Raw genomic sequence first — 15,161 nt, 5'->3', positions numbered from 1 at the left:
TATACCAGTTATCTGTGCCGGAATTTGTTATTTAATTGAAGAGATCTCTTTCGAATATGCTTCCAGTGGCACGTTAGGGATATATCCTTTTGTTCCGTCTTCTGTTTCGACTCTGAAACCTTTTGCCATTTCACCCAATATCCTAACCAATGTATTAGCGGACAGGGAAGCAATCTGACCGGACTTTTCAAACTGCGGTGAAACATACAAATTGGCTTTACGCCGAATGCGGACCGTATCGCCAAGCCAGCGTGAGCGCTGGGGCAGACCGGTAATTTTTTCTTTCCGATTGTCTATGAATGGTAACGGATTAACGGCACCGGAGCCACGTGCATAAATCCCGAAATGCAAATGTGGTGCAGTGGTAATCGCATTTCCCGTGTTTCCAACCAATCCTAGTGTATCTCCAACCACAACGCGCTCACCAACCGAAACCAGCTGACTGTCTAAATGCGCATAATATAGGGAGTATGGGCTGCTCATGGAAGAGAGAAACACGACTTTTCCACCGAGATTATTGGTCCCTGTTTGTGTTACGAAGCCATTTTGTGCCGCAACGACCGGCGTTCCGCGTTTGGCCCGGATGTCAATCCCCTCGTGAGACCGCACACCTCCGTCGCGATCGGCTCCCCAGAAACTGATTACAGACGACATACTATGCCCGGAAACCGGGAAACCTAATACAGGTTCAGTGGTTAGTGAAAGCGAAACGGCCGTTTGCTCGTTCAGGCCGGTTTGCAAGCGCAGGAGTAAAGTGTCGGAGTCGTTGTTGGTATAGGTCAATGATTGTGTCTTGTCACTAATGTAGTCGAGTCGCTGCGGCTTGCCGTTACGCTTGATTTTATAAAGTTCCATGAAGAAATGTGCAGACGTGTCGCCCGGCTCCCTCGAAGGTGTGATGACTAATCTCCTTCCCTCCGGAATGTTCAAACGGATTGCCTGCGCCGGGACAGAATCGCCCAGATAAAAACGCTCCTGATAGGGCACATTGGAAAACACCGAATCATTCAGCACAGCTTCACCAACGCTGAACCACGTCTGGCCAGCCGCAGTGTTCTCCATTTTGGCCCTATACAGCTCCTTCTCATAATGTTCCCGCGGCGTTACAGGAAACCAATGCGAAACCGGCACCGGCTTACAGGAAACGGCGAAGGCTACAATAACCAGAAATAGTATAAAGCGAACAAACATGCTTACGGGGATAACGGCATTACCTATTTCCCGATAGTTAACAAATTCGTGCCATTGGAAAAGTGGATTGACCAGTTGCAAATCAGCCTCCCTATATTATCCGGCAGTATCATTCATTCAACAAACTTTTCTACCCATGCAACAATTCGATTCATTGATCAGCGAAATCAAAGGCCTCCACAGCGTAATGGAACAGAGCGCTGCGAAAGCAATCAACAGACATATAACAGTTCGGAATTGGTTAATTGGTTTTTACATTATAGAATTTGAGCAGAAAGGATCGAATAGGGCTACTTACGGAGATCGCTTATTAGAGGTTCTAGCTGAGAAGTTAGCAACAAACGGACTGAGTTTTCGTAACCTGAAGTTGTTCCGCCAATTCTATCTTGCATATCCTCAAATTGGGCAGACGGTGTCTGCCCAATTGCAATATTTTGGTTTACAGCCCTTTATAAAAAATTTACCGTCAGGCGGCACCATAAGTGATAATGCCCTTGCACCAATTGATAACATCATTTCAACAACGGATCAATTGGATTCGAACACACTGATTTCAAAGCTTTCCTTTTCGCATTTTAGTTTGCTGTTACCATTGAAAAACGCAGAAAGCAGAGTCTTCTACGAATCCGAGTGCATTAAGGGCAATTGGAGTGTGAGTGAGTTGAAGCGTCAGATTAATACGCTTTACTATGAGCGATCGGGGTTGAGCATTGATAAGCAGAAGCTCCGTTTGCATGCGAATGAAACTTCTGAAAAAACGAACATGGCAGATCTTATTAAATCGCCATTCACATTCGAGTTTTTGGGGTTGAAGGCTAAGGATGTGGTTTATGAAAACGATCTGCAACAGGCGCTGATTGATAATCTGGAAGAGTTTTTGATAGAACTTGGTCATGGATTTTGTTTTGAAGCGAAGCAAAAACGCATTACGATAGGGGGGGAATATTTTTTCATTGACCTGGTATTTTACCATCGCATACTAAAATGCCATGTGCTGGTCGAATTGAAGACAAAAGAGGCTAAGCATGAGCATATCGGGCAGCTCAAAACTTACATTAACTATTATAAAAAGGAAATAGCGCAACCAAGCGACAACCCACCCGTTGGGTTGTTACTTGTTACGGACCAGAATAAAGCGCTGATCGAATATGCAGTTGCAGATAGTGATATGCCGCTGTTTGTCAGCAAGTATATCGTTGAGTTGCCTACAAAGGAGGTACTTGAAATTTTTATCAATAAAGAACTTGCACAGCTATAATTTTACCCAACCCGCTTATAAACGGTCTCCGTGGCTTTGTCTTCCTGGCCTTCGGGAGAGATGTTGTAGGCTGTGATGATGAGATTATCGTTGTCGAGGAGCTCGATTACGGTGCGCCAGCCCCAGGGTTCGGGGATTTCCGGGCCACCGTAACTGCCGAGGACTGAAAAGCCGGAGGCCTGGGGAGCGCCGCTGGATAACATGATACCTGTGCCCATATGGAAGCTGTCGATCCAGGCCGATTGCAATTTGTTGTTCTGAATGTCGAAACCGTAAATTGCGATGCCTTCGAAGGGCTTGTCGGTTAAGGAGCCTTTGTATTCGTGCATGACAAATCTGCCTCCCAGTATAGGGCGGATCGTTCCTTCCATGGGTGACTCATCTGCTACTACGCCTGGCTCGAACCAGGTTTTGGTGGTCCCTTTCCAGGTTCCGATCAGGGATTGCAATCGATTATGGACGCCTGATTCCAGGGAAGTTTCAAATTTTGATTTGCTCATTGTTTTTTGTTTTTAGCCACGGATGCACGGATTAACACAAATAGCATTTAAACCCGGCAAACTTGCGCTGGATTGGGAATTACACTTCATCGTATGTCAATTTAATGCTTTTATTTATGACAAAAATAAGGGTATCATTGATAATTTATGTCTTTTAAAATCAGCAAATAGGGGCATTTGAGACAAAATAATATTATATTGTCGGGCATTTTGCTTTAAATCGCTATAACAATGATACAGTTAGGTCTTTTGATTACCAATAAGCATCGTTTGCTAAGTGTAGCGGCTATTCTGGATGTTTTCGAATCGGCAAACATGTTCTATGAACGCGAGCACGGAGCTCCGTTTTTCAATATTAATCTTTTTTCTCCCGAAGCTTCCCCATCTCAGTTTTATGGGGCTTATGAGATCAGTTCAGTCACTTCCGCCGCGCAGCAAAATCTGATTTTAGTGCCCGCATTCGGTGCTGGCGACCTGAAATCGTCCATTGCAAAGAATCAAATCTGTATCCCCTGGCTTTGGGAACAGTATCAAAACGGAGCCGAGATAGCGAGCTTTTGTACAGGCGCATTTTTACTGGCCGCTGCGGGGTTACTCAATGGGAAAGAGGCTACGACGCACATCGATTCCGCGATGGCGCTGGCGTCTAACTTCCCGGACGTGATCATGAAAAGTGATGCGGTTGTGACCGACGATAAGGGCATTTACACAAGTGGCGGAGCGACAAGCAGCTTTCATTTAATGCTGTATCTGATCCAGCGGTTTTGCGGAAAGGAACTGACCTTGCGTACGGCAAAAATGTTTGCAATTGATATGGACCGTGAGCAGCAGACCTATTTCGGGACATTTTCCCCATCATTGGATCATGGTGATGGTTTGGTGAATATGGCGCAGCAAAAAATTGAAAAGGAATACCAGGAAGGAAGCACGATTGAAACCCTTATCCAGGACATTCCGGCCAGCAGGCGCAATGTAGTTCGCCGTTTCAAGCAGGCGGTTGGCGTTACGCCCATCGAATATTTGCAGCGAACGCGCATAGAAGCTGCCAAAAAATTGCTGGCGCAAACGGATCAGAGTGTCCTGGAAGTGATGCTAAACTCAGGTTATAACGACCTGAAATCGTTTCGGCAGCTGTTTAAAAAAAGCACGGGCGTTACGCCAAAGGAATACCGGGACAAATTCAACATTTCAAAACTCGATGGCAGTCGCATGGCAAATCGCGGCACGGCGCATTATTTGAATTAAACCAAAAATGCCTGGGCTTAACTTCAATGTTAAATCCCAGGCGCGTTACAAGAATGCCTCAATGTACTAATGGTTCCTCAATGCACTTTTGCTACTTTTCGAAATGTGCTTTGGTTTCCCTGCTTCACTTCAATAATATAAGCGCCGATGGGCATATGCGTCAGGTTCAGTTTGTGAGATAGCTTGTTTGCAGACTTGTTTACAACGTCATTTTTGTATAGTCTTCCTGTTTTTGCATCAAAAACCTTCACTTCAACATTTGCACTGCTTTCATTTGCCAACTCAACGTTTACAAAGTCTGTTGCAGGATTTGGGAAGACATTTACATCTTCGTGCAAGGGCAGTTCCGGGATTAATTCAGGAGCAGGCGATGCGGCGGTCCGCGCATTAGGGGCGTTTGAAGCGATTACGAAAATCGGAGTTTCGGTAACAGTAACTGTCACTTTTCCATCCACGATGCCTTTTTCCTGCACAGCCATATAGTCGCTTCCTGCGGTTGGCGTGTAGACTTTTGCAATCCCGGATTCTCCCAGATTAAGCGTGTATTCGGTTGTGCGGCCCACTTCATCAGGGACAGCAAGGATAAACAGCGACTTGCCATTCAATTCATAACGGTCTACAACCGGGTCGGCGTGAATGGTCTCTTTGTAAACATAATCACCGAAAAGGTTTTTGGTCTGGATAAAATAATCTGTGACAGGTCTGCGTGAGAAATCGTCGTTGATCATTCCCGATGTTCCAAACATCCAGTCGTAAGCAGGATTGTCATCATACATTTGATAAAAGAAAACTTTTTCAATTCCGTGTCTGGCGGAGAAAAGGGAAGTTCTCAAAATCCAGTCGGCCTGAGTTTGCTGCGCTGATTTATTGCCGATCGGGATGGCTTTGAGCGGGCTGCTCTGATGCAGGTCATAACCGGCTTCTGTAATCCAGACGGGCATATCCTGAGAAACTTCTCTTGATGCCTTTACAAAATTGTCAAGGATAACGTTTGCATTGGTCACCTCCGGCGCAGCTCCACGGGTCGAATTTCCACCCTGGCTGGATGAGGCATCATCCGTATAAAGGTGGAAGTTCACAACGTCCCAGCACAGATTCACACTTCCATCCGCACGGTAACCTCTGAATTCTTTGCACCAATCCACCATTCCCCTGAGATAATCAGGCCCTGTTACCATTCCGGCAATGACCACTTTCATATTCGGGTCAGCGTTTTTCACGCCAACAGCGGTTCCCATCGTATTCTTGTGACCATCATAAAATGCGGACATATTAGCCGCATATTCCCGGGCTGTCTGATAACCTTTGCGGCCTTTCCACCATTTATCCCGTTCGTTATCACATTCAATGTATTTGATCAGATCCATGCCGATTTTCACCTCATTAGGCGGATCATTGGTCCAGCGTGGAATCGTCGAGACACTTAGCAAGCTTGGGTCAACATTCAAATTGCTGCCATAACGGGCTACATACTGGAATGCAACTTTGGCCTGCTCAATGTAAGAAAGCGGATCTTTAAAGTCTTTTCCATAGCGTACAGGCACATTTTCGGAATCTCTCTCATTTTCCGGATACGATTGCAGCATCCATGGCGGCAATGTTTTCAAGCAAGCGAGCACTTCGATGTTTTCCTGTTTCAGCCTTTGATAAATAAGGTCATAGTTCCAGCTTCCGCTGCGCGTAGGGTTAAAAGAAAATACGCCCTCATCGGCTTCCAGTTTTTCCCAGTCCATATAGTGACGGAATCCTGAAAAACTTTTTGCTGCCGTCACTTTTGGTTCTACGAGCGATTCAATATGTGCGCCGTCCTGAAAGTTCCACTCGTAACCGTTAACACCCATCATGTCTTTCAATCTGATATTCTTGGCGCGGGTAGGGCCATTGGAAGGTGCTGCGGGCGTATGACTTCCGTAAAATTCTATTTCGGTAGGAAGGACGTCAGGAAGAGTCAAAACGAGATAACGAATGTTGGAAACGGGTGCATCCAGGTTGAATTGGTTGTTCGAAGCGCGGTCAGGATAGGGACCTACCCATCCATTATATACGGTTCCGGTAAACGTTGCAACAGGAATGCGCTGCCATTGATCATTTATGACCGACAAAACCATTGGGCGATCAACTGTCGAACCCACATAATCAAAGAATTTAACACCTTCGAGTGTTATTTGCTCACCATCCAGAAGCGGATAATATGCATCGTAATAGTTGACAACTTTTCCCCAGCCCGTCAAAACTTCCGTTTGCGTGTCGCCGTCAAACAGTTTGTCCAAGCCAGTCGTTGCATTGGTTACCTGGTACCAGCGTTTCGGATCTAATGCAATTTTCGCCCCGGCAGTCGGATTCGTTGGATTGGATTGTCCGGTTACGGTTAAGTTCCTGCTTACATTTTCTGCGGCCAGGAAATGCTCACTGCCTGTTTGCGAAGCTGTTATCGTAGTCTGACCAGCACCAACAAGTGTTGCTTTCCAGGAGCCCGTTGCATTGGAAACGGTTGCTACTGCGGTGTTGGAAGACGTGAATGTGATTGGCGACTCATTATTATTGCTGCTGGCTACCAGATCAAATGTTCCTATATTCAAGCCCTTATCGCCTATTTCGTTGAATGTGATCGTCGATTGTTCCTGAACCGAGCCAGCCGAAATCTCAAACCAGTTCAGATTGAATGCGCCGCGATTTGCATAAATGCGCAGGATCTGACTTCCTGCCGGAAGATTCACAGTTGTGCGGATCGTGTTATAGTTGTTCCAGCCACCTGTTTGAGGGACATTAATGCTGCCCAAGACAGTGCCTGCGCCATTTTTAACTTCGATATTGCCATTGCCATAACTGTTGGAAACCCGAAACCCGATCGTATAAGCACCGGCTGCTGCGATTTTCACATTGTAATCAAGCCAGTCGCCATCGTCAATGTAGCCAACGGTCGTACCGCCATCCGTGTCGGTTGTTGATTCCAGACGCACGTCGCTGGATAGGTCGAAAGTTTCTGCTTCCATTTTGCCTGCCAGCGGGCGCGATGCCTTGGCTTCAAACCAGTTGAAATTCCAGCCGGTTTTCAGCGCCTGCACCCTCAATGTCTCGTTTCCAGCCGGAAGTGAAACCAGCATATTTACTGTTTTGTAAACCTGCATTCCCCCGGTTTGTGGCACCGTGGTTCTGCCCAGTTCCGTTCCGTCACTTTTTTTAAGGGCAAAGGAAGCTTCCGGGCTGTAACCATTCGATACGCGGTAACTCATTGTGTAAATACCTGATTCATCAGTGTTTACCTGGTATTCCATCCAGCTGTCTTCCTGGATCCAGCCCACATTTTCACCGCCGCCATCGTCAGCTGTTGTTTCGGTTCCTACATTATTGGAAGCATCGAAACTTTCAGCCTCAATTTTTGCTGGTAACGCCGTGCCGCTGGCTGCTGCCGCTTGCGGAACAAGCTCAAACCAGTTGAAATTGAACGCGCCCTGAGGCGTTGCGAGGTGAATAACCTGGCTTCCGGATGGTAAAGTTAATTGTGTAGATATGGTGGCCCAATTCTGCCAGCCGCCTGTTTGCGGTACATTCAGTTGCCCTAGTAACGTTCCGGCTGCGTTTTTAATCTCAATTATACCTGATCCATAACTATTGGCAATCCGGAAATTGGCCGTATAAGTGCCGCCTGCAAGATTAATGTTGTAATCCAAAAAATCGCCGTCGTCAATGTAACCGACATTCAGGTTTCCGTCTGTATCAGATGTGGTTTCGGTTCTGACATCGCTTACCGCATCGAAATCTTCCGCTTCAATCCTTCCCGAAACATTACGGGACGCCGCAGCTTCGAACCAGTTCAGGTTGAAACCGCCTTTCTCGGCATATACTCTTAATGTTTGATTGCCTTGTGGAAGGAATACTACAAACTTTACGGTGTGATAATTTTGCATTCCGCCCGTCTGTGGCAGAACACGTTGACCTAGCTTATCGCCATTAGCAGATTTCAGGGAAAGGGCAGCTTCCGGACTGTATCCATTGGCAACTCTGAAACGAAATGTGTAGTAGCCTGCAACTGTGACAGTAACGCTATAATCCATCCAGCTGCCGTCCTGGATCCATCCCACATTTTGACCGCCATCGGCATCTGACGTCGCCTCAGTGCCTACTGAGTTCATGGCTGCATAGTCTTCTGCTTCTACTCTTCCGGGAAGTGCTTTATAGGACTGTGCCTGAATTAGAAAAGAAGCAAATAGAAAATAGGAGAGTAAAATTTTTTTCATTCGTGACGGGTATAATTTTCGTCGGAAGATACAATTTGTTTAAAGTATTTTATAAAATATGTAGAAACTTTTCTAGGCTTTGTCTGCCACTACTTCCATTAAATAGAATCCGTATGGTTCCAGTACTAGAAATTCAGCATCATTCCCGGGCTCAACACAAATTTCCCGCCAATGGTCGTAAAGCTTTTCAGGCGCAATGCCGTTGTGCCTGAACGCCTGCCAGGTAAGGTAGGCACTTTCATTACTATAATTAAAAATGCAGTAAAGTGCTTTCTCCCGCCCATTTCGTACAAAACCGGCAATGTGAATATTATGCCTGGGCAACCATCTGGTATTTTTTGTATCAGAAACGACGTCAAGGCTTTTTCTGATCCGCAGCAATCTTTTGATCCCTGAAAAAATTTCCTCGCGAACGTTGCCTTCGACCTCATTTTCATAAGACAGAAAAGGAAGCCCGCCGAGAAAGAAGCTGTTTGCCTGCATCAGCAAAATGCGTTGAATAGCCATGCTGATCTGCATTTCACTTTTCTCCTGAATTGCCTTGTCCAGACCGCATAGCGAAGCTAATGTGGCGCTGTTTTCGTCATCATCTGGTGTTACAAAGTTAATCCAGGTTGTGCCAAAAGGTTTCTGAGTTAAAATAGTTTCTGCTTCGATCATGGCGGTAACCTGACCCGAAGCCAACGCATCCCATTGCAACGAAATTTGCGTATCGTTATATACAAAATCACATTCCTTGGCACTATATCTTCCCTCACCAAAGAACTTCAAAGCATGTTCTGATGAAGTCGTTGCTTTTACAGCCAGAGCCAGGCCAGGCGCCGTAACCTGCAAGCATTGTTTGATTAATTGCAGCGTGGTATGAATTTGCGATTGGGCGTCCTGGAAATCTGGAGCATTAATCCGCAATATATCCGCACCATGATTGGCGCAGAGAAAAATTTCTTGCAATAAGTTTACTATCGACGCAGATTGAGAATAATCCGATCTGTCCTTGTCTTTCAATGCAAGGTCTAGCATCAGATACATGCTATGCTCGTGAATTACTCTCGTTACTTCGTTAAGATTTTCTTTAACCTGTGTCAGATGCAGGACATTGATACCCAAATCCTGCAAATAGGGAAGCCTTTCTGCTAAATTGTTCAGCGTATCATTCATACGGTCCGTCTGAATATGCATTCCGACAAGCTCGTTGCTCAAATACCAATTTTCCGACTTTCTATTATCGCGTTCCTTTAAATCCTGGGGCCTACTCAGATGAGCGGATATCAGCACTTCGATCAGCTTTGTGAAGTTGGCGCTGGATTCCGGGTGGTCATTATAAAGTTGTGTGTATAAGTCTCGAATTTCTGCCGCATGCAAAACAAGTTTCGTATAAAATTTCTTATCTGCGTCGGCAATGTCAAGATTATTGTTTTGTACGGCGTCAAAAAGTGCCGTTACGATCTGATTGTTGTCCATGATTCTAAAATTAAGCCACTTCACTCCGAACTGATATTTAATCGACAGAACTGTAATAGGAGTAGATGAGACTTATTCAGGCGGTGCCGCGGCTTAATTAAAAGCAGGGAAACCGGGTTCTCCGCCTGGTTCACGCAGTGGTTCAACCTCTGGAATAACCGGCTCGACAGGCGGAAGTTCAGGTTCCGGGGCAATCGGCGGCGTTTCAGGTTCCCGCTCAAATGGTGGGGTTTCTTCCGGTGATTCAGGCGATGGCACTTCCGGGCGCGGATCAAAAGGCGGTGTTTCGCGCGGATCAGAAGGGTCATTCGCAATGCCAGCCCCGTCCCAGTATTCAGAAGCTATTTGATAAATATCCATGGTTTCAAACGTTTGTTGCTTGGTAGAAATGTAAATGGCAAGGATACAATAACTGTGCCGAGGCAAGATGCACGTTCCGGATTGTCAATGCTTTCTGATGCAGATTGATTTTAAGCTTGTTTAGTGCTCTTTCAAAATTTTTCAAAGTTTTCTCTCTTAGGGGAATTTTTTGTGAGGTTGCTTTGTAATGTACGCACTGTGCAGTTTATTAATACATTCAAATTTATCTATATATCGTAAATCATGGAGGTCAGGAGAGTGGAGCGGATATCGAAAGCGTTGAGCGACCCCAGCCGTATTCTCATATTACAGGAGTTGCGCCAGAAAGAAGATTGTTTGTATTGTCACGAGATTTCTGATTTTATCGATTTAACCCAGCCCTCGATTTCCCACCATGTTAAGCAACTGGCAGACGCTGATCTGATCCTGGTTGAAAAAGAAGGAAGAAACGTGAAATACAAATTGAACAAAGAGGTTCTCAATGAATACGTTGAGTTTTTGAACAAATTAAAAATCTGAGTTTTTTTACCCTAATATATCGATATATTTCGATATATTAATAAGTAACCGAAGTTTACTTGATCCGTCTCGGTTTCTGGAATGAAATAAATGCTGCGAAGCGATATTAGCCATGAAAAATAATAAACCATTATCTAATCAATCGAAATATTTAAATTAATCTATATATGGAAAAGACCATTCAGTCAGCCAAAATCATATCAGGCCTCATTATTACGGGCGTAATATTGCTATCCGTATTCTTCAAAGGATACACATCCGAAAAGCCAAAGCCAGCTACGCCGGCAGCTGCCACGCAGCCAACCGGAACTCCGGTCGACGGGCAGGTGCTTAAAGCGGAATCGTTAAATGAGGAAATGACCGTTTCAGGAACGCTGATGGCGTATCAGGAGGTGAATATTTCAAGCGAACTCAACCGCAAAGTGGTTGCGGTGCATGCCAGAGAAGGAAAATTCGTAAACGCAGGAACATTGTTGTTCAAATTGGATGACGCGGACCTTCTTGCCGAATTGGAACAATTGAAACAGCAGGAAAAACTGGTTTTGCTTAAGGAAAGAAGACTTAAAGATCTGATTGACAAAGAAGCAGCGATTCAACAGGACTACGACCAGGCATTTACAAACCTAAAAGTTTTACAAGCAAAAATTGAACAGCTGAAAGTAATGATTGCGAAAACGAGCATACGTGCTCCGTTCAGCGGTTACCTGGGCATTGTGAATGTTTACACCGGTGCTTTCGTCACGCCGGGAAGCCCGCTTGCCTTGCTAACAGACAACAGCCGCCTGAAAATTGACTTCGCCGTTCCCGAAAAACATGCAAATACGCTGAAAACAGGCGATGAAGTGCAGTATAATGTTGAATCCAACGACAAAATTTACAAAGGAAGGATTGTAGCGCATGAAGCCGGATTGGATCAAAAAACCAAAACATTGCTGATGCGTGCGGTGACGGATAACAAGGGGAGTGAACTTTTACCCGGGCAAAGTGCGCGCCTGACGTTACGTTTAAGCAACACCGGTAATGCATTAATGGTCCCGAACCAGGCTCTGATCCCTTCTTCAAAAGGTTATAGCGTGTATGTGGCCAATGCAGGCAAGGCAGGTTTTAAAGCCATTGAAGTAGGCGAGCGAAACGCTTATGCTGTGCACGTTACAAAGGGACTCGCGCCCGGCGACACGATTATTACAAGCAATATGCTGCGTCTGACACCCGGTTCCGCCATTCAATTGGTCTCTGTTAAATAAAAAAATCTATTAGTCATGAGTGCTATTTCACAAGTAAGTATTTCCCGGCCGGTTCTGGCCGGGGTGATGTCCGTACTGCTTATACTTTTCGGGATTGTGGGTTACACCTTCCTTGGGACACGCGAATATCCCGTTACAGATTCGCCGATTGTGATGGTAACAACGGTTTATCCTGGTGCCAGCGCCGATATCATCGCTTCGCAGGTTACAAAACCATTAGAGGAAGCCATTGCCGAAGCGAACGGAATCCGTTCTGTTTCATCCACTTCCCGCGAACAGGTGAGCATTATCACCGTTGAATTTGAATTGAATGCAGACCTGGAAGCAGCTGCGAATGATGTTCGGGATAAGGTTTCAAAATCCCGCCAGCAACTGCCGACAGACATTGAACCAACCATTGTAGAGAAAGCCGGGCCTGCGGATTTCCTGGTTTTTCTAACCGTTCAGAGTAAGACCAAAACACTGGAAGACGTTACCGATTTTGTTAATATCAACATTAAGGAAAGGCTCCAATCCATTCCCGGGGTAAGGCTGGTGGATTCGTATGCAGGCAGAAAGCGCGCGATGCGGTTGAGAATGGATCCCGTGAAACTGGCCTCTTATGGTCTGACGCCAACAGATATTCAGACTGCATTGCAACGTGAAAATGTGGATTTACCAAGCGGTCGCATTGAGGGCCAGAACACAGAAGTGACATTGCGAACGCAGGGAAGGCTCGTTACCGAGGATGATTTTAACAACATGATCCTGCGGGAAAGTGACGGCGCTATTGTTCGCTTCAAAGATGTGGGCCAAGCCGTAATGTCATCGCAGAATGAGCGCACGGCGATGATCATTTATAATGGTAAAATTGCTGAATACGGCGTTGGAACGGGTGTAAGCCCGCAACGTGGCGCCAACTCGCTGGCTATTGTGGATGAGTTTAAGAAACGGTTTGAAGAAATTAAAAAAACAGCTCCAAAAGAATATGAAATCGCCCTTGGTAAAGACTTTACAGTTCCCGTAAGAAATTCATTATCAGAAGTTGAAGAAACATTGCTGCTTGCCTTTGCATTGGTTTCACTCATTATATTCGTCTTTTTGAGAGACTGGCGAAGCACATTGATCCCGCTGCTGGCCATCCCCGTTTCGATCGTTTCGGCATTCTTTATCATGTACATGGCCGATTTCTCGATCAATGTTTTAACACTCTTAGGACTGGTTCTGGCGATTGGGCTGGTCGTCGATGATGCCATCATTGTTTTGGAAAATATATACAGCAAGGTGGAAGAGGGGATGTCGCCCATTCAGGCGGCGCGGGAGGGCTCCAATGAGATCTATTTCGCGGTAATTTCAACCACTATTACACTTGTTGCTGTGTTCCTGCCCATCCTCTTTTTGGGTGGCCTTACAGGTCGTTTGTTCAAAGAATTCGCGATTGTTGTGGCCGGTTCGGTGACTGTTTCAGCTTTTGTAGCACTTACTTTAACCCCCATGATGAGCGCCTATCTGCTCAAATCGGGCACTTCACAAAACTGGCTTTACAAGAAAACGGAGCCGTGGTTCATAGCCATGAACGACGCTTACGGAAGATCACTTTCCGCATTTATGAAAGTGCGCTGGCTGGGAATTGTGCTGCTTTTGGTGTCGTTTGGAGTCGCCTTCTGGCTTGCGCCGAAGTTACCTTCCGAGCTGGCGCCCCTGGAAGACAGGTCCATGATCGGGCTGGCCGTAATGGCTCCCGAGGGAACATCTTATGAGAGTATGGAGCAGAGTATGAAGGAGATAGGGAATTTTATCGGCGATTCTATTCCGGATTTGAACCAGCAGCGCACTTATACAGCCGTTGCAGCAGCGGGTGGAACATTAACGCAGCCGGTGAATGGTGGATTTCAATGGATTTTCCTGGAAGAACCAAAAGACCGTAAAAGCGGACTTACGCAGGGAGAGATTTTCAATAAATTGGTTATTGCTTCTCAGCGGTTTAGAAATGTCCTCATTATTCCAGTCCAAACACCAACAATTGGAGGTTACGGAAATACGCAGCCCGTTCAATATGTGGTTCAGGCCCCTGATTTAAAAGCGCTTATCGACATTATGCCCAAGTTAATGGGGGAGGTAAGTGCAAATAAAAAACTCGTTTTCGCCGACGCAGATTTTAAAATAAACCGTCCCGAAATCAGCATCAGCATTGACCGTCAGCGGGCTGCGCAACTGGGTATTTCCACCCAGGCCATCGGGCAGACGTTACAACTTGCGCTGAGCAGCAGGAGATATGGCTATTTTATTCACAATGATCGCCAGTACGAAGTGATCGGCCAGCTCGATCGGGAAGACAGATCCGCGCCTTATGACTTGAAATCGTTGTATTTAAAGTCAGGAAGTGGTCAAATGGTGTCCCTGGATAACCTTACGAAGCAAAATGAAGGCATCAGCCCTCCCGCCATTTACCGTTACAACCAATCTTACAGCGCAACCATTTCTGCAACCCCGGCGGCCGGCGTAAGTTTGGGGGAAGCCATTCAGGAATTGGATAAAATTACGTCCAAAGAACTTCCTAAGGGTTTCAGCACCGCATTAGCAGGACAAAGCCGGGATTACTCCGAAAGTAGTTCAAGCCTGATTTTTGCATTCATTTTTGCTATTGTGTTGATATATCTGGTTCTGGCAGCACAGTTTGAAAGCCTCGTAGATCCGTTTATCATTCTGTTGACAGTTCCTATGGCATTAACCGGCGCATTGCTAAGTCTTTGGTTCACAGCACAAACTGTCAATATTTTCAGTCAAATCGGGATCATAATGCTCATTGGTTTGATCACCAAGAATGGAATCCTGATCGTGGAATTTGCCAACCAGAGCAAAGAAGGAGGTGCTTCCACATTTGAAGCCGCAAAAATAGCAGCGATATCCAGGTTCCGCCCAATCCTGATGACCACACTCGCGATGATTTTCGGAACATTACCCATCGCATTGTCGCTCGGAACAGCATCGGGAAGTCGCCAATCGCTCGGTATCGTGGTTGTAGGAGGCTTGATCTTCGCCGGCGTGCTCACTCTTTATGTCATTCCTTCCATCTATTCTTACCTGTCCCGACCACACAAAAAGCGAACGGAGGACGGAAACGAGTCGGTTGCAGAAGAGGCTTTACTACACACGCATTAATCCT

General features: G+C 45.9%; 10 protein-coding genes. 5 read left to right on the top strand and 5 right to left on the bottom strand.

What is annotated here, in order from left to right; translation table 11 throughout:
* Window positions 1–27: 27 nt before the first annotated feature.
* Window positions 28–1,191, bottom strand: a complete 1,164-nt coding sequence (locus NFI80_RS14680; protein ID WP_235162581.1) for a peptidoglycan DD-metalloendopeptidase family protein — start codon at window positions 1,189–1,191, stop codon at window positions 28–30.
* Window positions 1,192–1,327: 136 nt separating this feature from the next.
* Here NFI80_RS14680 and NFI80_RS14675 point away from each other — a divergent pair, with 136 nt between their 5' ends.
* Complete coding sequence (locus tag NFI80_RS14675; RefSeq protein WP_235162582.1) at window positions 1,328–2,449, top strand: PDDEXK nuclease domain-containing protein; 1,122 nt, start codon at window positions 1,328–1,330, stop codon at window positions 2,447–2,449.
* 2 nt (window positions 2,450–2,451) lie between these two features.
* On the opposite strand, the gene NFI80_RS14670 is transcribed toward NFI80_RS14675, so the two are convergent.
* On the bottom strand, window positions 2,452–2,949 hold the full coding sequence (locus NFI80_RS14670; protein ID WP_235162583.1) for a DUF1579 domain-containing protein: 498 nt from the start codon (window positions 2,947–2,949) through the stop codon (window positions 2,452–2,454).
* Between the two features lie 231 nt (window positions 2,950–3,180).
* Between NFI80_RS14670 and NFI80_RS14665 the strand changes: the two genes are divergently transcribed.
* Window positions 3,181–4,194 (top strand): GlxA family transcriptional regulator, encoded by a 1,014-nt coding sequence (locus tag NFI80_RS14665; protein WP_235157213.1) that lies wholly within the window; start codon window positions 3,181–3,183, stop codon window positions 4,192–4,194.
* Window positions 4,195–4,271: 77 nt separating this feature from the next.
* Here NFI80_RS14665 and NFI80_RS14660 read toward each other — a convergent pair whose 3' ends face one another.
* The 3 genes from NFI80_RS14660 to NFI80_RS25615 all read right to left on the bottom strand — a co-directional run bounded on the left by NFI80_RS14660 (window position 4,272) and on the right by NFI80_RS25615 (window position 10,253).
* Window positions 4,272–8,432, bottom strand: coding sequence for a carbohydrate-binding protein (locus NFI80_RS14660; RefSeq protein WP_235162584.1), 4,161 nt, complete (start codon window positions 8,430–8,432; stop codon window positions 4,272–4,274).
* Window positions 8,433–8,504: 72 nt separating this feature from the next.
* Window positions 8,505–9,893, bottom strand: coding sequence for an alpha-amylase family glycosyl hydrolase (locus NFI80_RS14655; protein WP_235162585.1), 1,389 nt, complete (start codon window positions 9,891–9,893; stop codon window positions 8,505–8,507).
* A gap of 93 nt (window positions 9,894–9,986) precedes the next feature.
* Complete coding sequence (locus tag NFI80_RS25615) at window positions 9,987–10,253, bottom strand: filamentous hemagglutinin (RefSeq protein ID WP_235157222.1); 267 nt, start codon at window positions 10,251–10,253, stop codon at window positions 9,987–9,989.
* Window positions 10,254–10,496: 243 nt separating this feature from the next.
* Between NFI80_RS25615 and NFI80_RS14645 the strand changes: the two genes are divergently transcribed.
* The 3 genes from NFI80_RS14645 to NFI80_RS14635 all read left to right on the top strand — a co-directional run bounded on the left by NFI80_RS14645 (window position 10,497) and on the right by NFI80_RS14635 (window position 15,157).
* The gene (locus NFI80_RS14645) at window positions 10,497–10,772 is read left to right on the top strand and encodes an ArsR/SmtB family transcription factor (protein ID WP_233795270.1); all 276 of its coding nucleotides are present in this window, start codon (window positions 10,497–10,499) and stop codon (window positions 10,770–10,772) included.
* Window positions 10,773–10,939: 167 nt separating this feature from the next.
* Window positions 10,940–12,016 carry an efflux RND transporter periplasmic adaptor subunit gene (locus tag NFI80_RS14640; protein WP_235162586.1) on the top strand — a complete coding sequence of 359 codons (1,077 nt, stop codon included), beginning with the start codon at window positions 10,940–10,942 and terminating at the stop codon, window positions 12,014–12,016.
* Window positions 12,017–12,031: 15 nt separating this feature from the next.
* On the top strand, window positions 12,032–15,157 hold the full coding sequence (locus NFI80_RS14635; protein ID WP_235162587.1) for an efflux RND transporter permease subunit: 3,126 nt from the start codon (window positions 12,032–12,034) through the stop codon (window positions 15,155–15,157).
* Window positions 15,158–15,161: the final 4 nt, after the last annotated feature.

This window comes from Dyadobacter chenhuakuii (assembly GCF_023821985.2).
Classification (GTDB): Bacteria; Bacteroidota; Bacteroidia; order Cytophagales; family Spirosomataceae; genus Dyadobacter; species Dyadobacter chenhuakuii.
This window is presented reverse-complemented; position numbering and strand designations above follow the sequence as displayed.